Origin of the sequence: Corallococcus sp. CA049B, assembly GCF_003611685.1 — a bacterium.
Lineage (GTDB): Bacteria > Myxococcota > Myxococcia > Myxococcales > Myxococcaceae > Corallococcus > Corallococcus coralloides.
Window position 1 is genome coordinate 1 of record NZ_RAWC01000161.1, and the last position, 20,665, is coordinate 20,665.

At 71.1% G+C, this 20,665-nt stretch carries 20 protein-coding genes; 10 read left to right on the top strand and 10 right to left on the bottom strand.

Annotated features, from left to right (window positions below):
- Nucleotides 1-966, top strand: a 966-nt coding sequence (locus D7W82_RS28010) for a M23 family metallopeptidase (protein WP_147439589.1), incomplete at its 5' end; no start/stop codon positions are given.
- A gap of 18 nt (nt 967-984) precedes the next feature.
- On the opposite strand, the gene D7W82_RS28015 is transcribed toward D7W82_RS28010, so the two are convergent.
- From D7W82_RS28015 to D7W82_RS28055, 9 genes are all read right to left on the bottom strand, one after another.
- Nucleotides 985-1,746, bottom strand: coding sequence for a TetR/AcrR family transcriptional regulator (locus D7W82_RS28015; RefSeq protein ID WP_120621288.1), 762 nt, complete (start codon nt 1,744-1,746; stop codon nt 985-987).
- A gap of 154 nt (nt 1,747-1,900) precedes the next feature.
- Nucleotides 1,901-2,251 (bottom strand): helix-turn-helix domain-containing protein, encoded by a 351-nt coding sequence (locus D7W82_RS28020; protein WP_014398120.1) that lies wholly within the window; start codon nt 2,249-2,251, stop codon nt 1,901-1,903.
- A gap of 67 nt (nt 2,252-2,318) precedes the next feature.
- Nucleotides 2,319-4,982 carry an LPS-assembly protein LptD gene (locus tag D7W82_RS28025; protein ID WP_120621277.1) on the bottom strand — a complete coding sequence of 888 codons (2,664 nt, stop codon included), beginning with the start codon at nt 4,980-4,982 and terminating at the stop codon, nt 2,319-2,321.
- Between the two features lie 51 nt (nt 4,983-5,033).
- On the bottom strand, nt 5,034-6,533 hold the full coding sequence (locus D7W82_RS28030) for an AMIN domain-containing protein (RefSeq protein ID WP_171426301.1): 1,500 nt from the start codon (nt 6,531-6,533) through the stop codon (nt 5,034-5,036).
- A 98-nt stretch (nt 6,534-6,631) separates the two neighbouring features.
- A complete protein-coding gene (locus D7W82_RS28035; protein WP_120621279.1) occupies nt 6,632-7,903 on the bottom strand; it encodes an alpha/beta fold hydrolase in 1,272 nt (423 codons plus the stop codon).
- A gap of 9 nt (nt 7,904-7,912) precedes the next feature.
- Nucleotides 7,913-9,238: a folylpolyglutamate synthase/dihydrofolate synthase family protein gene (locus D7W82_RS28040; RefSeq protein ID WP_233587976.1), complete on the bottom strand. Its 1,326-nt coding sequence runs from the start codon at nt 9,236-9,238 to the stop codon at nt 7,913-7,915.
- Nucleotides 9,239-9,257: 19 nt separating this feature from the next.
- Nucleotides 9,258-10,109: an acetyl-CoA carboxylase, carboxyltransferase subunit beta gene (gene accD / locus D7W82_RS28045; protein WP_120621280.1), complete on the bottom strand. Its 852-nt coding sequence runs from the start codon at nt 10,107-10,109 to the stop codon at nt 9,258-9,260.
- A gap of 68 nt (nt 10,110-10,177) precedes the next feature.
- Nucleotides 10,178-10,933, bottom strand: coding sequence for an MBL fold metallo-hydrolase (locus D7W82_RS28050; RefSeq protein WP_120621281.1), 756 nt, complete (start codon nt 10,931-10,933; stop codon nt 10,178-10,180).
- Between the two features lies 1 nt (nt 10,934).
- Complete coding sequence (locus D7W82_RS28055) at nt 10,935-11,585, bottom strand: Crp/Fnr family transcriptional regulator (RefSeq protein ID WP_014398127.1); 651 nt, start codon at nt 11,583-11,585, stop codon at nt 10,935-10,937.
- Nucleotides 11,586-11,737: 152 nt separating this feature from the next.
- Here D7W82_RS28055 and purM point away from each other — a divergent pair, with 152 nt between their 5' ends.
- Genes purM through D7W82_RS28070 form a run of 3 tightly spaced genes read left to right on the top strand, consistent with a single transcriptional unit; the run spans nt 11,738 to nt 13,997 of the window.
- Entirely contained in the window at nt 11,738-12,775 is a 1,038-nt protein-coding gene (gene purM, locus D7W82_RS28060) for a phosphoribosylformylglycinamidine cyclo-ligase (RefSeq protein WP_120566513.1), read from the top strand.
- A complete protein-coding gene (gene purN, locus D7W82_RS28065) occupies nt 12,772-13,437 on the top strand; it encodes a phosphoribosylglycinamide formyltransferase (protein ID WP_120621282.1) in 666 nt (221 codons plus the stop codon). Before purM ends, purN begins: the two co-directional genes overlap by 4 nt.
- Nucleotides 13,434-13,997, top strand: a complete 564-nt coding sequence (locus D7W82_RS28070; protein ID WP_233587977.1) for a DUF523 domain-containing protein — start codon at nt 13,434-13,436, stop codon at nt 13,995-13,997. The genes purN and D7W82_RS28070 overlap by 4 nt, the downstream gene beginning before the upstream one ends.
- Before the next feature lie 19 nt (nt 13,998-14,016).
- Here the strand turns inward: D7W82_RS28070 and D7W82_RS28075 are convergent, their stop codons facing one another.
- Nucleotides 14,017-15,084 carry an enoyl-CoA hydratase/isomerase family protein gene (locus tag D7W82_RS28075; protein ID WP_120621284.1) on the bottom strand — a complete coding sequence of 356 codons (1,068 nt, stop codon included), beginning with the start codon at nt 15,082-15,084 and terminating at the stop codon, nt 14,017-14,019.
- 83 nt (nt 15,085-15,167) lie between these two features.
- On the opposite strand from D7W82_RS28075, the gene D7W82_RS28080 reads away from it, so the two are divergent.
- The 6 genes from D7W82_RS28080 to D7W82_RS28105 form a co-directional block, all read left to right on the top strand.
- Complete coding sequence (locus D7W82_RS28080; protein ID WP_120621290.1) at nt 15,168-15,857, top strand: HAD family phosphatase; 690 nt, start codon at nt 15,168-15,170, stop codon at nt 15,855-15,857.
- Nucleotides 15,858-15,942: 85 nt separating this feature from the next.
- Nucleotides 15,943-17,463 carry an NAD(P)-binding protein gene (locus tag D7W82_RS28085; RefSeq protein ID WP_120621285.1) on the top strand — a complete coding sequence of 507 codons (1,521 nt, stop codon included), beginning with the start codon at nt 15,943-15,945 and terminating at the stop codon, nt 17,461-17,463.
- A gap of 104 nt (nt 17,464-17,567) precedes the next feature.
- A complete protein-coding gene (rpmB, locus tag D7W82_RS28090) occupies nt 17,568-17,759 on the top strand; it encodes a 50S ribosomal protein L28 (protein WP_014398134.1) in 192 nt (63 codons plus the stop codon).
- Nucleotides 17,760-17,782: 23 nt separating this feature from the next.
- Entirely contained in the window at nt 17,783-18,730 is a 948-nt protein-coding gene (murQ, locus tag D7W82_RS28095) for an N-acetylmuramic acid 6-phosphate etherase (protein ID WP_120621286.1), read from the top strand.
- A 151-nt stretch (nt 18,731-18,881) separates the two neighbouring features.
- A complete protein-coding gene (locus D7W82_RS28100; protein WP_120621287.1) occupies nt 18,882-20,045 on the top strand; it encodes an anhydro-N-acetylmuramic acid kinase in 1,164 nt (387 codons plus the stop codon).
- Nucleotides 20,042-20,665 (top strand): ATP/GTP-binding protein (locus tag D7W82_RS28105; protein WP_233587978.1); only part of this gene is annotated, 624 nt, incomplete at its 3' end. The genes D7W82_RS28100 and D7W82_RS28105, both read left to right, overlap by 4 nt.

Genomic DNA, 20,665 nt, shown 5'->3' on the forward strand with positions numbered 1-20,665 from the left:
CCCGCCGTCCGCCTCCTCGTCCTCTCCCTGCTCGCCTCCGGGTTTCCGGCGCTCGCCGCCACGCCCACCGCCTCCTCCGCCGTGCTCCAGGGAGAGCTGGCGCCGCTGAAGGTCGCGCCCGTGGACGGGCCGCGCCTGGCGCTGCAACCCTCCAACCCCAAGCCGGGTGATCCGGTGCTGGTGACGGTGAGCGGCGCGTCCTCGCTGCCCACGGGGAGCATGGCGGGCCGCCCCTTGCGCTTCTTCGCGTGGAACAACGGCTACGCGGCCCTCACCAGCCTGCCGGTGGAGCAGGCGGAAGGCACCGTGGCGGTGGACGTCACGGCCCCCGGGCGCGGCCTGCCGGTGCTGCTGTCCGGCGTGCTCAACGTGGGCGCGCCGGGCTTCCGCGAGCGCGAGCTGCGCGTGGCCAACAAGTACGTGAAGCCGCCCAAGGCGGTGAAGGCGCGCATGGAGGCGGACCGCAAGGCGTTCGCCGCGGCGTTCGCGCAGCCCTTCGTCACGCCGCTGTTCGGCCAGAACTTCGCCTGGCCGCGCGAGGCCACGGTGACGGCGCCCTTCGGCGACCGCCGCTCGTTCAACGGCAAGCTGCAGACGCAGCACTTCGGCGTGGACCTGGATGGCGCCACGGGCTCGCCGGTGGTCGCCGCCAACGACGGCACGGTGGTGATGTCGCGCGACAACTACGCGTCCGGCAACACCGTGCTCGTGCACCACGGCGCGGGGCTCTACACCGCGTACTTCCACCTGTCGCGCATCGACGTGAAGGACGGCGCGAAGGTGAAGCAGGGAGAGCCGCTGGGCCTCGTCGGCAGCACCGGCCGCGTCACCGGCCCGCACCTCCACTGGGGCGTGAAGGCGGATGACCGCTGGGTGGATGGCCAGACGCTGCTCAAGCTGGACTTCACCGGCGCTCCGGAAGCGCCGGGCGTGGCCACCAACGCGCCCGGCCTGGGCAACCCGTAGCGCGCCGCGCGGCCTGCTTCAGCCGCGCTTGGGCGTCCGGGGCTTGGGCGCGGCCTTCTCCCGCTTCGGCGGGGCCGCGTCCTGCGGCTCATCACCCCGCGGAAGCTCGTGCGGCGTGGATGCGTGCTTCGTGGTTTCCGCCTTGGAGGACGCGCCGCTCAGCAGCACGCCGTGGAGGAACGAGTCGGCGATCTGCGCCTTGGCGCGCTCGAGCATCACCGTGTCGCGCGCGTCCGCCAGCCCCACGACGAAGGCGGTGAGCCCCATTTCGATGGAGCCGAAGAGCAGCGCGGACGCGAGCAGCGGATCCACGTCCGGGCGCAGCTCCCCCGATTCCTTCGCGCGGGTGAACATCTGCGCGCTCAGGCGGATGACGTCCACGAAGGCCGTCTGCCGGTTGATGCGGGCTCCGGCCGGTGAGCGGGCAATCTCAAGAATCAGCACCTTCACCGCGCGGGGATCCACGCGGTAGGCCTCGAAGGCCACGTCCGCGATGCGGCGGACCTTCTCCACCAGCGGCCCCTCGCTCTCCGCGACGGCGCGCGCACGCGCGATGAAGCCGCTCCAGCCCGTCTCGAAGACGGTCTCCAGCAGCTCATCCTTGTTCTTGAAGTAGTGGTAGACGAGCCCGTACGCGACGCCCGCCTCCTTGGCGACGTCCGCGATACGGCAGCCGTGGTAGCCCTTGCGGGCGAACACGTCGATGGCGGCCCGCAGGATGGTGCGGCGGCGCTCGCTCTCCCGCGTCCCGCTCTCCGGCGCCGTCTTCTGCTGGCCCACGCGTCCTCCCACGGCTGGTTGATTCAAGAATCAGCCAGCCACGCTACGGACGCGGGGCTCCGGGGTCAATCCTTACGTGGGGCCCTCCGCCGCGCCCGAGGGGGAGGCGGGCGGAAGGGACACGCACGGGGAAGGGCCCTCCCCGGGAGGGGACTCAGGCCGCCGAGCCGTTGAACATCACGCGGGCCACGCCGAGCAGGCGGTCCACGTCACGCGCGTTGAGGCCGCGCGCACGGGCGAAGTCCGACAGGGGACGCAGCAGGTCCTCCGTCTGGGCGGGCGTCTGCTCGGTGCCCGTGAAGAGCTCCCCGAGGCTGACGCTGAGGGCGTTGGACAGGGCCGCCAGGGTCTCCACGTGGGGCACGCGCTCGCCGCGTTCGATCATCGACAGGAAGGACACGCTGATCTGCGCTCGCTCCGCGAGCTCCTCCTGCGTCCATCGCTCCGGGCGCTGCGTGCGAAGCTCGCGAATGCGCTGGCCAATTCTTTTTCCGAGATCCGACACGAAGTACTTCTCCTCTAGGGGGGATGTTTCCGAGGTGTGTGCAACGCTCGCGTACGGCGGGTGATTCCTATCCACCCGACCCGAAGGATCCGAATCCGGCCACACTCAAGTTCACGCCGGCGAATTCCGGCGTCTGATTGCGCCGCAGGATCACCACCCCCTCGATGCGCCAGCAGTCACAGGCGGGTCCATACGACACGCCGAAGGTCTGCTGTGCGAGGGGCTGACTTTCCTGGGTTGTCGAATCCTTATAAAGCGGCTGCACAAGTGCTTCGTATCGCAACCCGAGCCCGAATCCGAGCTTGATTCGCGTACCGACAGTGAGAGCCTGTGCCCGTTCGGTCGGAGAGGGGTCGAGTTGGTCAGGGTGGGACGGGAGGGGACGAGGTGCGTCTCCCACCAGCATGTCCAATCCCCGGCGCGCGAAATCGGGTCCTTGTGCCAGAGGATCCAACCCACGATCAATTGACAATTGTTTCACGGCCAGCAGGTCGTCGTAGCGCGCGTACAGCGCATTGCCCTTGCCGTTGTCGATGGTGAAGTCGGCGGACAGCTGGGTGATGTCGAGCGTCGTCGGGTCCATGCGCACGAGCCCGCCCGCGGTGATGACGCCGGCGCTGGCGGACAGGCGCGCGAAGGTGTCGCGCAGCACGCTGCCCTGCACGGTGTCCCGGCCCGCGACGGGCGCGACGCGCGACAGGTCGAAGCCCTGGCCGATGCGCAGGCGCAGCGGTTCGCGGGTCGTGGGCCCCTTGCGCACGCGCAACGTCTGGTCCACGGCGACCACGGCGTGGAGGAAGCCGCGCACGCTGCCGTCGGACTGGAGCGGCACCGCGGAGTCCCACTCGTCATAGATGAGCGGCACGGTGCTGGTGCCGATGCCGTTGAGGGCGGTGAGCCCGTGGCCCCAGCCGCCGGGCACGTAGCGCAGGTTCACCGACGGGGACAGCGTGTGCCGGTAGAGCGTGTCCCGGTCCGCGAAGGTGCGCGCCAGCTGCGAGTCCAGCACCAGGTCCGCCAGCGCATAGCCGCGCGCGGCGGTGCGGCCGGAGACCTCGCCCACGGACACGTCCTGGCGAAGCCCCACGGAAGGCGTCAGCCGGCCCCAGTTGCCCAGCCCGTAGGACGTGGACAGGCGCGAGGCCAACGCCACGCGGTCACGGCCCTCGCGCTCGGTGGGGTCCAGGCGGCCGTTGCCCTCCAGCTCATCGACCACGGCCGCGCCCTCCGGAGGCGTGCCCTCGGGGCGCCAGTAGCCGTTGAGCGAGTAGAGCCCGTCGGAGCCGTCGTCCGCGAAGCCGCCGCTGCGCAGCGGGGCCAGCCGGGAGTACTCCACCTGCATTCCGCCCATCACGCGCCCGCCGAAGAGGGGCCGCTGCGGCAGGGCCAGGGTGATGCCCGGCAGGCGCTGGAACGTCGTGGGACCGTGGGGGGTCCTGGCGACGTTGTCGTCCGTGGCCTCGGCGGGGATGGTGTTCGTCTGGAAGAAGCGGAACGGGTAGCGCAGGTCCTGGCGCAGCGACACGTCCAGCCCCAGGTAGCGGTCGTCGCGGCGCTGGTACACCACGGCGGTGCTGCGCAGGTAGTTGGTGTTCTGCACCAGCAGGTCGGCGGTGAGGTCGCGCGTGTAGAAGCCGTCCGACACGAAGTACGCGTCCACGCGGTCGTGCCAGCCGTCGCCCATGTCCTGCGTGTGCTGCCAGGACGCCTCGCCGCGCAGGCCCCGCTTGTCGTCCAGGATGGCGCCGGAATCGGTGCCCCCTTCGCGCATGAACACGAAGGTGGTCGGATTGAGCCGGGGCCGCAGGTCGTAGAGGAACCCCAGGGTGGCGCGGCCCCGGGTGCGGTCGCTGGGGACGTAGCGGAATTCGGTGAGCAGCCGCGGTCCCTTCACGCCGTTGAGACGGGGCTCGAAGATGGGGTTGCCCGCCGCGTCCACCTGGAGCGTGTCCAGGTCACTGCTCCCCGTGTAGATGCCCGGGGTGAAGGTCAGGTCGTAGCTCTCCCCCAGCGTGAGGAAGACGGGCTGTTCCAGCGAGAAGCCGTTGAGGCCGGAGTTGGCCGGGCGGGGGATGAGCAGGCCGGAGCGGCGCTCAGCCAGGGGCAGGTACAGCCACGGCAGCGCGAACACCGGCACCGAGCGCACGTACACCACGGGCCAGGTGAGGATGGCGCGCTCGCCCATCTTCACGTTGGCCTCCTTCGCCTCCACGCGCCAGCCAGGCTCACCCGGGCCGCACTGGCACGGGGTGAAGGCCAGGCCGTCCACGGAGAAGGCCGTCTCCCCGGTGCGGCGGATGCGCGTGCCGCTCATCAGGACGGGCGTCTCCCCCATCTTGCGCAGCTCGTCCGGCGTCTTGGCGGCCTGGAGCGCTTCGGGGGTGACGCCCTTCTTCTGCATGAAGAGGCCGCCCTTCACGTTGGCCTCGTTGGAGCGCAGGTCCACGCGCACGTCGTCCGCGATGGCGGCCATCAGGCCGCTGACGAACATCACGTTGCCGGTGGCGGTGGCCACCTGCGTGGCCTCGCTGTACGTCACTTCATCCGCGCGCAGCACGTTGGGGCCGCTGCGCAGCTCGCAGTGGCCCCGGGCGGTGAGGATGTCGTTCTCGAAGACGACGTAGTCGGCGGCCAGCTCCACGACCTCGCCGGTGGGGAGCTCCACCTGCGTGGCCAGCGGAATCTGGGCCGACACCCAGAGCGTCAGGACGACCGGGGCAAGGAAGGTCATGCGGGAGGCGTGGGCGGTGGGCGCCGTGCCGGCAACGGCGCCCGCTCCGTCCTACCGGCCCGGGCGCGGGAAGTCGAGGGTGATGAGGCCGCCTTCCTGGCGTGTCTCATAACGAACCCCCTGCTTCAGCTGGATGACGACGCGCACCGTCTGGCCCGCGCCGGAGAACGCCTCCACCCGCGACACGGCCGACGGGAAGAAGTGCGTGTCCAGGGGCAGCGTGTTGTTGGACTCCACCACGCGCGTGTTCTCCAGCTCCAGGACCACCTGCTTGCCGGAGCCGTTCACCGTGTAGCGCACCGGCTCGTTGGTGCGCACGAAGACGCGAGAGCTGTCCGGCTGCTGCTGGAAGCCAATCTGCGTCATCGTCTTGCGGCGCGACGACACCGCGCCCCCGCCGCTCTCACGCGACGCGGCCGCGGCGCTGCCCTGGCTGGGGCGGGCGCGCGACTCACGGGCCGCCACGGCCTGCTCGCGGCGCTCACGGGCCTCCGCCGCACGCTGGCGCTTCTCCTCGGCGGCGGCCTCGCGGGCCGACTGCTGCTCCTCGCGGCGGGCCTGCGCGGCGGCCTGGCGCTCCTCGTCCTTCTGGCGCTTCGCCTCGGCGGCGGCCTGCGCGGCGGAGCGCTTCTCTTCCGCGGCCGTCTTCGCGGCGGCCTGGCGCTCCTCGGCGGCGGCCTGCGCGGCTGCGCGCTTCTCATCCGCGGCGGCCTGGGCGGCGGCCTTCGCCTCCTCCTCCCGCTGGCGCTTCTGGTCGGCGGCGGCCTGGGCGGTGGCGCGGCGCTCATCCTCTGCGCGCTTCGCGGCGGCCCGGGCCTCCTCCTCCTGGCGCTTGCGCTCCGCGGCGGCGGCCTGCTCCGACGCGCGGCGCTCCTCGTCCTGGCGCTTCGCGGAGGCCTGGGCCTCCTCCTGGCGCTTCTTCTCCGCGTCCGCATCCGCCTTGGCGCGGGCGGCGGCCTCGGCGGCGGCCTTCTCCTGGGCCTCCCGGTCCGCCCGGGCGGCGTCGGCGGCGGCCTTCACGGCCTTCTCCTGGGCCTCCCGGTCCGACGCGGCGGCGCGGGCCGCGTCCTGCGCGTTGGCGCCGGCCTGGGTGTTGGCCGCGGTGTCCCCCTGCGCGGGGGCGCCCTGCCCTTCCGCGGGAGTGAGCTGCGCGACGGCCGCGCCGCCACCGCTGCCCAGGACCTTCACCACCAGCTTGTTGCCGGAGGTCTGGATGTCCGTCTCCACCTCGCGCTCATAGCCGATGAGGATGCGCGCGATGGACGAGGACTCCGTGCCATAGGCCTGCGTGCGGATGCCCGTCACGGTGCCGTTGCCCACGGGCAGCTCCTCCGGCACGTCCTTGAAGACGGCGCCGGACACGTCGATGACGAGCCGGGGCGGGTCCGTCATGGTGAAGCTGTTGAAGTCCGCCTTCTTGCTGCCGGTGATCTCCACCGTCCCGCCGCTGACGGTGACGGACGTGATGGTGTTGTAGTCCACCGGCTGCTGAGCCAGCGCCACCAGGGGCACCAGCCACAACCCGAACAGCGACACCGCCAAGCCCTTCATCGACCCCTCCCGTGACATGCGTCAGAAGACAGACGCGCGCGAAATTATCACGCACCCGGGAGGCACCAACTTTTCAATCTGGCCGGAACGTCCGCGCTTCAACGCAAGCGCGGCATGGACGGCGAGCGCGTGCGGTGCGTGCGGGTGTACTCGATGAGGTTCTTGATGTCGTAGCAGATCTGCCGGATGTCGTGCCCCATGGTGAGCTCGACGTGGCTGTTGCCCTTCACCGGCCGCCACAGCAGGTACTCGCTCTTCGCGGCGCGGTAGACGCTGCGCGTGGACTCCACGGACGCCAGCGGGTCCATGTCCCCGAAGATGATGGCCATGGGGATCTCAATCTTCCCGAAGCCGCGCTTGAAGTCGTAGTCCGTGCGGTAGCAGACCATCTCGCCCCGGCGGATCCACCGGGCGAACTGTTCAATCACCTTGCGGGGCTCGCGCTCGCCGCCCTCGCGCAGCAGCCACCGGATGTCGTCGCGGCTGACGCGTTCGGTGTTGATGAGCCGGTTCAGCTTGCGCGTGAGACGTTGATACAGCGCGGACTCGTCCGCTTGCGCCAGCTGGCGCTCCACCCACTTGAGCACCACGTCCACCGGCACCGCGTTGAACACGAGCGACCTGGGAGCATCCGGTTCCAGACGCTTCTGGAGCGCGGGGCTGAAGGCGCCCGCCCCCTTCGCCAGGAGCGAGCGGCCCAGCGAGGACGCGCGGCGGTTCAGGTTCAGCCCGCCCAGCGTCATGTCCACCGCGCCCGCGAGCAGCGGCGAGCCGTGCGCCAGCAGGCGCAACAGCGCGAAGCCGCGCCCCAGGTCCGCGGGCGAGCCAATGGTGATGAGCCCCTCGAAGTCGTCGTGGATGCCGGCGTAGCCGTAGCCCAGCATGCCGCCCATGGAGTGGCCGCAGTAGAAGACGCGCTCGCGGCGGGTGATGCGCTTGACGCCGGAGACGGCCGCCGGCAGGTCGTAGAGGAAGTAGCTGTCCAGGTCCCAGCCGTAGTCCAGGTCCTGCGGCAGCGGGCGCTTGAAGCGCTCCGCGCGCTCCTTCTGGAAGGCGATGGAGCTCTTGCCGTGCCCGCGCAGCTCCAGGATGTGGATGTCCACGCCGAAGAAGAGCAGGTTCTTGACGAACTGGCCGCTCGTCCACGTGTGCCGGTTCTGGCTGAAGCCGTGCACCAGCAGCAGCGGCTCACCGAACAGCGGCTGCGCGAACGCCTGTTTCACCGGCCGGTAACGCGTGATGACGAGCGACCAGCCGTCCGCCGTCTCCACCACGTAGTTGGTCTTGGAGTACAGCGCCCGGAAATCGACCTCGTCGACGGTGGGCATCGGAGGTCCAGGGAGCGCTGATCTCCAGTCCGGCAGGCGCATGTCGCAAAGTTACTGCTGATACCGCATCGCGCCAAGGCTTCGGTCGACCCATCGCTTCACGGCGCCTACCAGGAACAGTGAGCCTGTAGCGAGGACCACGCCGTCCGGACGACCCACTGCATCGGCGCTCGCTCCGGCAAGGGCCTCCTCCAGGGAGGAGTGCGCGACGACCCGTGAACACAAAATCCGTGCTTCAGCGAGGTATCGCTCCGGGGCAAGCGAGCGCGGCGTGTCCAGCGGCGTGAGGTGCACGGAGGCCGCCAGCGGAAACAGGGCTCGCATCATCGGCCCCCGGTCCTTGTCCGCCACCACCCCGAACACGAGGTGCAACGGCCGCCCGGCATAGAGCGAGTCCAGGGCCTCCAGCAGCACCGCCACGCCCGCCGGGTTGTGGGCGCCGTCCACCACCACCGTCGGCCCCTGGGACACCTCCTCCAGCCGCCCCGGCCAGCGCGCCGTGGCCAGCCCCTCGCGCGCGGCCTCCGGCGTCACCCTCACGCCCCGGGCCTGGAGAGCCTCCAGGCAGGCCAGGGCCACGGCCGCGTTCTGGTGCTGATACGGACCGCGCAGCGCGAGCGTGAGGCCGTCGAGCGACCAGGCGGAGCCGCGATACGACAGCGCCCCATCGGCCCCGGGGACGATGCCGAAGTCGCGGCCCTCCACCTGGACGGGCACGGCCAATTGCTCCGCGCGGCGCAGGAGCGCGTCCAGGGCCTCCGGCTCCTGCCGGGAGAGGACCCCCGGGACACCGGGCTTGAAGATGCCGGCCTTCTCCCCGGCGATCTCCCGGAGCGTGTGGCCCAGGTACTCCATGTGGTCGAACGACACGGGGGTGACGCAGGTGACGACGGGGTTCGCGGCGGTGGTGGCGTCCAGCCGGCCGCCCAGGCCCGTCTCCAGCACGGCCACGTCCACGCGCTCGCGGGAGAAGTGCCAGAGCGCGACCACGGTGCCGAACTCGAAGTACGTCATCGGATCCGACAGCGCGGAGGGGTAGCGCTCCAGGACCTCCAGGATGCGCTGCCCGAAGACGCCGTCCGGGATGTCCTCACCGCGGACGCGGATCCGCTCGTTGACGCGCACCAGGTGCGGGGACGTGTAGAGCCCCACGCGGTGCCCGGCGGCCTCCAGCGCCCTCGCCACGAAGGCGCAGGTGCTGCCCTTGCCGTTGGTGCCGGCGACGTGCAGCGCCGGGTAGTCCCGCTCCGGGTGATCCAGCGCGGCGAGCGCGTCCCTCACCCGCTCCAGCCCCAGCTTGATGCCGGAGGGGTTGAGCGCCTGGAAGAAGCGCAGGGCCTCTTCCGGAGTCCGGGGGGCGGCGCGGGGCGCGTCCATGGGTGGAAGGCCCGCCGCCCTACCCCAGCATGCCGAGGATCTGCCCCAGCTTCGCGCGCAGGTCCTTGCGGTGGACGATGGCGTCGATCATGCCGTGGTCCAGCAGGAACTCCGAGCGCTGGAAGCCCTCCGGCAGCTTCTGGCGGATGGTCTGCTCGATGACGCGCGGGCCGGCGAAGCCGATGAGGGCCTTGGGCTCCGCGAGGATGATGTCGCCCAGCCAGGAGAAGGACGCGGCCACGCCGCCCGTGGTGGGGTTGAGCATCACGGAGACGTACGGCTTGCCGCTGGTGCGGAAGCGGGCAATGGCCGCGGACGTCTTCGCCATCTGCATGAGGGAGAAGATGCCCTCCTGCATGCGCGCGCCGCCGGAGGCGGAGAACACCACCGCGGGGCACTTGAGCTCGAAGGCGCGCTCGAACACGCGCGTGACCTTCTCACCGACGACGGAGCCCATGGAGCCGCCCATGAACTCGAAGACGAAGGAGCCGATGGAGACGGGGTGTCCCTCGATGCGGCCCACGCCGGAGATGAACGCGTCGTTCTCCTCCAGGTTCTTGCGCGTGGACTTGAGCCGGTCCTTGTACTTCTTGGAGTCGGTGAAGCCGAGCGGGTCCTGGGGCTCCAGCTCCTTGTCGAACTCCTCGAAGGAGTCCGGATCCAGCGTGGCGGCGAGGCGCGCGCGAGCCGTCCAGGCGTGGTGGTGCTCACAGTGCATGCACACCATCCAGTTCTTCTCGAGCTCCTGGCGGTAGATGATCTCGTCGCACTGCTCGCACTTGGCCCAGAGGCCCTGCATGCGGGAGGGCTGGGGCTCGGCGGCTTTCTCTTCGTCGACGGCGATGCGGGGCTTCTTGGAGAACCAGGCCATGAGGCCCGGGGGTTAATCCGCCGGCCCCTGGCCGTCAATACCCGCGTACGCCGCGCCGCGGCACGTCCCTAGAACTGGAACGTCTCGCCCAGCTCCAGGACGTTCACGGGCAGCGGGGCCAGCTCCTTCTTGAGCTGGGTCACGAAGGCGGGCTTCAGGTGGTAGAGCATCACCTGCGCGCCGTTGCGCTCGAACTTGCGCAGCTCCGAGCCCACGGTGGCGGGCGTCAGGTGGCCGGAGATGTCCGCCAGGGCCTGGAGGCTGTTGGGGAAGCTGGTCTCCAAGAGCAGCGCCTTCAGGTTCTTCGTGGCGTTGAGCGCCTTCCACAGCTTGTCCGTGGGGCCGGTGTCGCCGCTCATGGCCAGCGCCGACTTCCCGTCGCTGATGATGAAGGCGCACGACTCCACGGGGTGGCTCACCGGCACGCTCTTCACGGTGTAGGGGCCCACCTGGAAGGTGCTGCCGGCGCGGAAGGTCTTGATGGCCAGGACGGGCTTGTGGCGCGTGGGGATGCGCGTGAAGTCCGGCCACAGCGCGTTGTTGAACATGTTCTCGCGCAGCGCTTTCGCGCACTCGCGGGAGGCATGGATGGTGACGGGCTTGTCCCTGCGGCCGATGACCAGGTCGGCCAGCAGCGGCAGGTCCTTCACGTGGTCGAAGTGGCTGTGGCCGACGAGGATGTCGTCCACCTTGCAGAGCTGATCCAGCGAGAGCGTGCCGGTGAGTGCGCCCGCGTCGAGCGCGAGCACGTCGTCCACGAGGAAGCAGGTGCTCCTGCACGTGGGAAGCTCGCCGCCGTGGCACCCGAGGACTTGCAGCTTCACGCTAGAGGTCTCCGAACTTCCACTTCATCTCGAGGTAGTTGAGGAAGTCATGCAGGCGGGCCGTGTCATACACGGTCACCCGGTCACCGCTGCGCTCGATGAGGCCCGCGCGCTCCAGGCGCTCCAGCATGCTGCGCACGGCGGGCTCGCCCACGCCAATCTGCCGGGGCATCTCCCGGATGGCGAAGTCCACCTCCACGCCCTCCTCCAGCGGCCGGCCGCGCGTCTGGCAGGCCTGGAGGATTTGATGCACGACGCGGCTGGCGGGGTCGCCGTGGAGCAGGTTTTCAATCTGGGCGTCCGCCTCGGAGAGGCGCTCGGCCAGCTTCTTGATCATCCGCACGGCGATCTCCGCGTTGCCGCGGATCATCGCCTCGAAGGTCTTGGGGTCGATGACGAGCAGCTTCGCGTCGTCATGCACCACGGCGGAGGCGTTCCGGGGCTTGTTGGAGATGATGGCCATCTCGCCGAAGAATTCGCCCGGGCCCAGGACCGCGAGCACCTTCTCCACGTCGCGCACGCGCTTGGAGATGGCGATCTTCCCGGACTGGATGACGAACATCTCCTTGCCGATCTCTCCCTCGCGGAAGAGCTCGGTGCCCTTGGGGAACTCCTTGCCAAAACGTTGAAAGAGGGTTTCCTCGGCGCCCATCTGGCCCGCGAGTCAATCAGCCCCCACCCCACCGGTCAAATATCCCAGACCGATATCGTGCGGGCGCCCGGGGGCAGCGCGCCGCCGCAAACCCGACACGTCGCTTCCGAGGCCCGAGACAGGGGCCCCCGGGAGGGATACAAGGCCGGCCCGTGGGAACGACCTACAAGCAGTCCGGAGTAGACATCGAGGCCGGCGACGCGTTCGTCGAGAAGATCAAGCCCCATGCCGCGCGCACCACGCGCCCTGAAGTCCTGGGCGGAGTGGGTGGGTTCGGCGGCCTGTTCGCACTGCCGCCCGGCAAGTACCAGGCGCCGGTGCTGGTGGCGGGCACGGACGGGGTGGGCACCAAGCTGAAGGTGGCCTTCCTTGCCGGGCGCCACGACACGGTGGGCATCGACCTGGTGGCCATGTCGGTGAACGACATCCTCACCTGTGGCGCGGAGCCGCTCTTCTTCCTGGACTACTTCGCCACGGGGAAGCTGGAGGTGGACGCCGCGGCGGAGGTGGTGAAGGGCATCGCGCTGGGCTGCGAGCAGGCGGGGTGCGCGCTTTTGGGCGGGGAGACGGCGGAGATGCCGGGCTTCTACGCGAGGGGCGAGTACGACGTCGCGGGCTTCTGCGTGGGCGTGGTGGAGCGGTCCGCCATCATCGACGGCAAGACGGTGCAGCCGGGGGACGCGCTCATCGGGCTCACGTCGTCAGGGCTGCACAGCAACGGCTACTCGCTGGCGCGCAAGGTGCTGCTGGACGACGCGAAGCTGCCGCTGGACATGACGCCGCAGGGGCTGGACCGGCCGCTGGGTGACGCGCTGCTGGAGCCCACGCGCATCTACGTGAAGGACGCGCTCGCGCTGTGCCAGGCGGTGAAGGTGAAGGGCATGGCGCACATCACCGGCAGCGGCATCCCGGGCAACCTGCCCCGGTGCCTGCCGGACGGGACGCGCGCGGTGCTGAGCGAGTCCACGTGGAAGAAGCCGGCCATCTTCGACCTCATCGCGAAGACGGGCGGCGTGGCGCGCGACGAGATGTTCAGCACGTTCAACATGGGCCTGGGCCTCATCGTCGTGGTGGCGAAGGAGGACGTGGCGAAGGCGCTGGAGGTGCTGCGCGCCCGGGGCGTGGAGGCGTCCGAGGTGGGCCGGGTGGAAGCGGGCCAGGGCGAGGCCACGGCGGTCATCGACCCATGAGCGCGCGGCGGGCGCGGCTGGGGGTGCTCGTCAGCGGCGGCGGGAGCAACCTGCAGGCGTTGCTCGACGCGGCCGGGCAGGCGGACTTCCCGGCCGAGGTGGCGTGCGTGCTGTCCAACGTGCCCACGGCGTTCGCGCTGGAGCGCGCCCGGAAGGCAGGCGTGCGCGCGGAGGTGGTGGACCACAAGGGCTTCGGGTCGAAGGCGGACTTCGAGGCGGCGGTGCTCGGCGTGCTGGCGGACGCGGGCGTCGAGTGGGTGTGTCTGGCGGGCTTCATGCGGCTGGTGAGCGCGGACTTCCTGAGGCGCTTCCCGGGGCGAGTGCTCAACATCCACCCTTCCCTGCTGCCGGCGTTCCCGGGCCTGCATGCGCAACGGCAGGCGCTGGAGCGCGGCGTGAAGGTGGCCGGGTGCACGGTGCACTACGTGGACGCGGGCACGGACACGGGCCCCATCATCGCGCAGGCGGCGGTGCCCGTGCTCCCGGAGGACGACGAGGCGAGCCTCAGCGCGCGCATCCTCGCGGAGGAGCACCGGCTGTACCCGTTGGCCGTGCGGCTGGCGGTGACGGGCGCGGTGTCGCTGGACGGGACACGCACGAAGGTGGACGCGAGGGTGACGGGTGACGGCATGGCGCTCCGCAGCCCGGGTGCCCCGAAGTGACGAAGGCAGGAGCACCGCCGCATGCCGCGCCCGAAGTGACGAGCGCGGCCGAGCAGGCGCCCTCGGATCAAAGCGGGGCGTCAGCCCGCGATGCTCGCCGAGAAGCCCTGCGCGCGGCCCCCACGGTGATGGTCAGCGCGTGCCTGCTGGGCGAGGCGTGCCGCTACGACGGACGCTCGCAGCGTTCGGAGCGCGTGCTCGCGGCGCTTGAGGGCAAGGCCGTCATCCCCATCTGCCCGGAGGCCGCCGCGGGCCTGGGCATTCCGCGTCCCCCCGTGGATCTCGCGGGTGGCACGGGCGTGGACGTCTGGGCCGGCCGTGCGCGGGCCGTCACGCGGGAGACGCGCGAGGACCGCACCGCCGCGTTCCAGGACGGCGCCCGGCAGGCCCTGGAGGCTGCCCGGCGGTTCGACGTCACGGTGGCGCTCCTGAAGGAGAAGAGCCCCTCGTGCGGCAGCCAGCGCGTCTACGAGACGGGCGTGCTGCGCCCGGGTGAAGGCATCACCACCGCGCTGCTTCGCGCGGACGGGCGCACCGTCGTGAGCGACGAGGACCTGTAACCGTCCCCGCGCGCGTTGATCAGCCTGGCGCGGGCAACACCAGCTCGTCACCCTGCCGGGGCGCGAAGCACGCCTCCACCTCCGCGTCGCCCACCTCCGCGAGCGTGGCCGGCCTCCAGCGCGGCTTCTGATCCTTGTCCACCAGCACCGCGCGGATCCCCTCCTGGAAATCCGGCCGCTGCGTCAGCGCCTGGCTCAACCGGTACTCCATGCGCGCCGTCGCGTCGTAGTCCTGGCCTCGCCCGATGCGCAGCTGCCGCAGCGTCACCCGCAGGCTCGTGGGCGACATGCGCAGCAGCGTCGCGCGAGTCTCCTCCGCCCACGTCGTCCCCTCACGCTCCAGCGCCGCGAGGATGTCCTCCACGCGGTTCCCCTGGAAGCACCGGTCGATGACCTCCGCTCGCGCGGCGAGCCCCGAGGCACCCGCGTCCTGATGGAAGCCCCGCAGCACGCGCGCCGCCACCTCGCGCCCCGGCCCGCTCCAGTCCGCGGCCTCCAGCGCCCCCACCACGTCCTCCAGCCGCGAGGACTCCACCCGATGCGTCGCGTACCCCAACCACAGCGCATCCGCCGCGTCAGCTCGCGCGCCGGTGAGCCCCAGGTACGTCCCTGCCTCGCCTGGGAAGCGCGGGAGGAACCAGCCACCGCCCACGTCCGGGAAGATGCCGATGGCCGTCTCCGGCATCGCGAGCACCAGCTTCTCCGTCACGACCCGGAAGGCCCCGTGAACGGACAGCCCCAACCCACCGCCCATGCAGATGCCGTCCACCAGCGCGATGAACGGCTTGGGGAAGTGGTGGATCCGATGGTTGAGCGCGTACTCCGCACGGAAGAACTCGCGCGACAGGGATGCGTCCGACCGTGCGGCCGAACTGGCCACCGCGCGCACGTCTCCTCCCGCACAGAAGGCCCGGCCTCCAGCGCCGCGGATCACCACCGCCTTCACGGACGGATCCGCCGCCCAGGTGTCCAGCCGGGGATGCAGCGCGCGGCACATCTCCAGGGAGAGCGCGTTGAGCGCCTTCGGTCGGTTGAGGGTGACCAGGCCCACGGCCCCCCGAGTCTCCTGCAGCACGTCCTCGCTCATGCCGTGGGGGATATCAGCCCGGAAGGGGCTCGCATGGGAGATTCAGGGGTGACATGGCGGCGGAAATCGGTATTGGGGAGAACATGACCTCCGCAGCCGCCCCCCTGCTCGCCGCCGTCTTCGACATGGATGGCACGCTCGTCGACAACATGGACTTCCACAACCGCGCCTGGGTGACGCTCGCCCGGAAACTCGGTCTGGATGGCCTGACCGCGGAACGCTTCCAGAACGAGTTCGCGGGAAAGAAGAACGAGGAGATCCTCCCGCAGCTGCTGGGCCGCACCCTCTCCGTCGCGGAGCTGGACGCGCTCGCCGAGGAGAAGGAGTCCCACTACCGCGCCATCTACCGGCCCTACCTGGCGCTGCACCGGGGCGCGGAGGGCTTCCTGCACCGCCTGCGTGACGCGCGGTTGCTCCTGGCCGTGGCCACCGCCGCGCCGCACGACAACCGCGAGCTGGTGCTGGACGGGCTCGCCGTGCGTGCGCTCTTCGCCTGTGTCGTCGGCGCTGAACAGGTGGAGCGCGGCAAGCCCGCGCCGGACATCTTCCTCGCGGCCGCGAAGGCCCTCCAGGTGCCCCCCGAGTCGTGCCTCGCCTTCGAGGACGCCATCAACGGCGTGCTGTCCGCGCGCGCCGCCGGCATGGTCACCGTGGGCATCACCACCACCACGACCGCGGAGGCGCTGAAGAACGCGGGAGCCCACTACACCGCCCCGGACTTCGACACGCTGCCCCCGGAGCTGCTCGCGCGCCTGTTCAAGTCCAGGGTCTGAGGGGGCACATACGCCCCACCCCCGGCACGCCCCAGGGCGCCAAAAGGGCGCCAGACGCGGTGACGTTGTGTAGTGTTCGGCGGCCATGTCGACGTCCGCCGCCAAACTCAAGCTCCCCTCGGGCCCGTCCCGGCACGTGTACGACGTCATCGTGCTGGGCAGCCAGGTCGGAGGCGCGCTCGCCGCCGCGCTCCTGGCGAAGCGCAACCACCGCGTGTTGCTGGTGGAGCACGACGGCATGGGGCCCGGCTACGAGCACGACGGCTTCGTGCTGCCCTACGCCCCCTTCGTCGCGCCGCCCCTCAAGGCGATGCCCGCCGTGGACGAGGCCCTCAACGAGCTGGGCCTGTCCACCGCCATCGGCCGCGCGCTGCGCCCCCACGCGCCGGAGCTCCAGCTGGTGCTGCCCCGGAACCGGGTGGACCTGGTCGGGGACGCCGCCCGCCGCCGCGCGGAGCTGACGCGCGAGTTCGGCGAGGCCGGCGAGGGCATCCAGGGCGCGCTCGCGGGCAGCGCCGCGCAGCACGAGGCCACCGACGCCTTCTTCAAGGCCGGCCCCCAGCTGCCGCCCGACGGCTTCTTCGAGGGCTGGAAGCTCAAGGGGCAGATCAAGGATCACCCGGCCCTGGAGGCCACGCCCCGGATCGCGGGCGAGGAGCCGGCGCTGTCGCTGGTGCGCGGCCTGCTGCCCTTCCTCGTCCACATGGAGAAGCCTGGCGCGCCCCTGGCGCAGACGCGGGCCCTGTCCCAGGTGCTCACCGCGCCGTCCACGTACCCCGGCGGCATGGACGCCCTGCGCGACGTGCTCACCCGGCGCCTGACGGAGCTGGGCGGCGACGTGCTGGGCCGCGACAACCCGGCGGGCTTCATCGTCGAGGAGCTCGCGTTCGACGGCAGCAAGTTCTCCGGCGTGAAGCTGGTGCGCTCGGACACGCTCTACCGCGCGTCGTGCCTGGTGACGGCCACGGACTCCGGGGCGCTGCGCCGGCTGGTGACGGACAAGAAGCACCACCGCGGCCTGCTGGAGCACCTGGATCAGTCCAACATCAAGTCGCTGCTCTTCAGCGTGAACTGGGTGGTGCCGGAGGCGGCGCTCCCGCGCGGCATGGGCGAACTGGTGCTCGTGGACACGCAGGACGCGGAGCTGGGCCCGCTGCTCGTGCAGCAGCACCCGGCGCGCACGGCCGCGGCCTCCGGGCACAAGGACGTGGAGGGCGTGCGCGTGCTGTGCGCGGGCGCCTTCGTCCCGGCCTCCGCGCGCGAAGAGGGCGAGGAGCACCTCCAGGCGCTGGCGAAGCGCATCGACGAGCACCTGGACCGGCTGATGCCCTTCACGAAGCAGCACCGCGCGCTGCGCTCGGTCCCCTATCTGGACGCCGGGGGAGTGCGCGGCAGCCGGCTCATGCCCCACCCGCTCTACAGCTTCGAAACGGAAGCCTTCCTGGGCGTCACGGGGTTGAAGCAGCGCACGCCCGCGAAGAACGTGATCCTGGCGGGCCGCGAGGTGCTGCCCGGCCTGGGCCTGGAGGGCGAGCTGCTCGCGGGCATGCGGGCCGCGAGGCTGGTTCAGGAGATGTTGAAGAAGAAGGATCCGCTCAAGGGATAGGTCCCGGGTCGGATCCGGCTGGATTTCCGGCCTGTTTCTGGTAGGGTCCGCCGCTCTTTTATGGGCTGCTGTCGAACGCCCCAGTTTTCAAGGAGTTAGCAGTCATGGCGTGGAAGTGCGACCTCTGTGGGAAGCGTCCGCTGGTGGGTAACAACGTCAGCCACGCGAACAACAAGACCAAGAAGCGGACCCTGCCGAACCTGCAGAAGGTGCGCGCGAACGTGAGCGGCAGCATCGAGCGCGTCCTGGCCTGCACCCGCTGCATCAAGGCGGGCAAGGTGACCAAGGCCGCCTGAAGTCCGGGAGCCTTCCGGTGGGCATGACGCGCGCTCGAAAGTCCGCGCTACCGCCCACCGAACGGCTCCATCCCCGTGCGGATGACCTGGACCTCCTCCCTGTCGAGGCGGTCGTCCGACGGTTGCATCAAGAAGACCTGATCGCGCTCCGCGCGGTCCGTGAGGCGTTGCCGTCCATCGCGGCGGCGGCCCGGGCCGTGGCGGAAGCGCTGCGCGCTGGCGGCCGGCTGCTCTACGTGGGCGCGGGAACCAGCGGTCGGCTCGGCGTGCTCGACGCGAGCGAATGTCCCCCCACATTCGGTGTCCCGGCGACGCGGGTCCAGGCGGCCATGGCTGGCGGCCGGCGGGCCCTGACGCGTGCCGTGGAGGGCGCCGAGGACGACGTCGCCGCGGGGGCCCGGGCGGTGCGGGCGTTCCGGGCGACGGCTCGGGACGTGGTGTGCGGCATCACCGCGTCGGCCTCCACGCCCTATGTCCGGGGCGCGCTGGACGAGGCCCGCGAGCAGGGGGCGAGCACGGTGCTGGTGTGCTGCAACCCGCCGGGGCCGGCCATGCGCGCGGACACGGTGGTGCTGGCGCGCACGGGGCCGGAGGTGGTGGCGGGCTCCACGCGGCTGAAGGCGGGCACGGCGACGAAGCTGGTGCTCAACGCCATCACCACCGCGGCCTTCGTGTCGCTGGGCCACGTGTACCGGGGACGCATGGTGGACGTGCGCCCCACGAACACGAAGCTGCGGGCCCGCGCGGTGCGCATGGTCGCGGAGCTGACGGACCTGTCCCCGGCCCGGGCGGCGGCGCTGCTCCAGGCCGCGGGCGACCACGTGAAGCTGGCGCTGGCCATGCATTTCACGGGGCTTCCGGCGGCCCAGGCCCGGCGCCAGTTGAAGGATGCGGGCTTGCGAGGGCTCGAACGCCCGGCGGTGGCCCGAGCGGCTTCAGGACAACGGCCGCGTCGGCGCCCGTCGCGCTGAAGGGGCGGAAGGCCCGGTCCCTCCGGAATCCGACAGGTGCCATTCCGGAAGCTGAACAGGAGCCGTCCCCGAGGGCTTCATTCCCAGACACACGAGGTGCCCTACAGGCCGGGGTCCGGCGGCCGTGGGTACTGGCCTTTAGACTTGAGGCATGCGCCCCGCCACGCCACCCTCCCCTTCCCTGCCGCCCCGGCTGTGCGTGGGCGTGCTGTCCGGCACCAGCGTGGACGCGGCGGACGCGGCGCTGTGCCGGGTGGACGGCACCGGCGCGGACTTGAAGCTCCAGCTGCTCGCGCATGTCTCGCAGCCCTTCACGCCGGACCTGGTCGCGCGGGTGCTGGGCCCCCAGGACGCCCGGAGCCTCTGCGCCCTCAACTTCGAGCTGGGGGAGCGCTTCGCTGAAGCCGTGCTGGCCGTCATCGCGCGCGCGGGCGTGAAGCGCGAGGACGTCCACGTCGTCGGCTCGCACGGCCAGACGATGGCCCACCTGCCCTCGGACCTGTCCGCCATCGCCTCCACGCTCCAGATTGGCGAAGCGGCCGTCATCGCCGAGCGCACCGGCCTGCCCGTCGTCAGCGACTTCCGCACCCGCGACATGGCGGTGGGCGGCCAGGGTGCGCCGCTCGTGCCCTATCTGGACTGGGCCGTCTTCCGGAACCGCGAGCGGCCGGACGTCACGCGCGCGTTCCTCAACCTGGGCGGCATCGCCAACATCAGCGTCGTGGGCGAGCACGTGGACGACACGCTCGCCTTCGACACCGGGCCCGCGAACATGGTGCTGGATGGCCTGGCGCGCCGGGTGACGCAGGGACAGCTCGCATGCGACCGGGACGGGAGCCTGTCCTCCCGGGGCCAGGTGCTCCCCGCGCTGCTGGAGGAGCTGCTCGCGCATCCGTTCCTCGCGCGGCCCCCCCCGCGCAGCGCGGGCCGAGAGGGCTTTGGCGAACCGCTGGTGGACCGGCTCTGGGCGGCGGCCCCGGAGCGGCCCCACGACCTGATGGCCACCGCGCGGGCCTTCACCGTGGAGGCCACCGCGCGCGCCTTCGACACCTGGGTGCGGCCCCGCTTTCCCCGGCTGGAGGCGGTGTATGTCTCCGGCGGCGGGACGCGGAATCCGGTGCTGATGGCGGACCTGCGGGCGCGGCTGGCCCCGGTGCCGCTGGAGCGGCTGGACGTGCTGGGCTTCCCCGAGGAGGCGAAGGAGGCGGCCCTCTTCGCCCTGCTCGCGGCCGAGCACCGGGCCGGGACGCCCGCGAATGTTCGCCCCGCAACTGGCGCCGGGCGCCGAGTCGTTCTAGGTAAGCTGACACCGTGAGCAGCGTGAACCTGATGGCCCGCGAAGTGGCCGCGAAGATCGTCTTCTACGGCCCCGGCCTGTCGGGGAAGACGACGACCCTGCGAAAGGTCTACGAGACCGTTCGCCCGGCCCACCGCGGCGAGATGATGTCCATCGCCACCGAAGGCGACCGGACGCTGTTCTTCGACTTCCTGCCGGTGAAGGTGGAGCGCGTGGGCGACTGCTCCGTGCGCCTGGCCCTCTACACCGTGCCCGGACAGGTCTTCTACAACGCCACCCGCAAGCTGGTGCTCCAGGGCGCGGACGGCGTCGTGTTCGTGGCGGACTCGCAGGCGGAGGCCATGGACGCCAACCGCGAGTCGCTGGCCAACCTGGAGGAGAACCTCCTGGAGAACGGCATCCGCCTGGACCGCTTCCCGCTGGTGATGCAGTGGAACAAGCGGGACCTGGACAACATCCTCTCCGTGGAGGAGCTGCGCCGGGAGCTCAACCCGCGCGGCGTCCCCGACTTCGAGACGGCCGCCGCCAACGGCCGCGGCGTGATGGACGCGCTCAAGACCATCACCCGGCTGGTCATCAAGGACCTGCGCGCCAAGCGCATCGTCCCGCCGCCCCGCCCCACCCAGGGCGAAACAGCC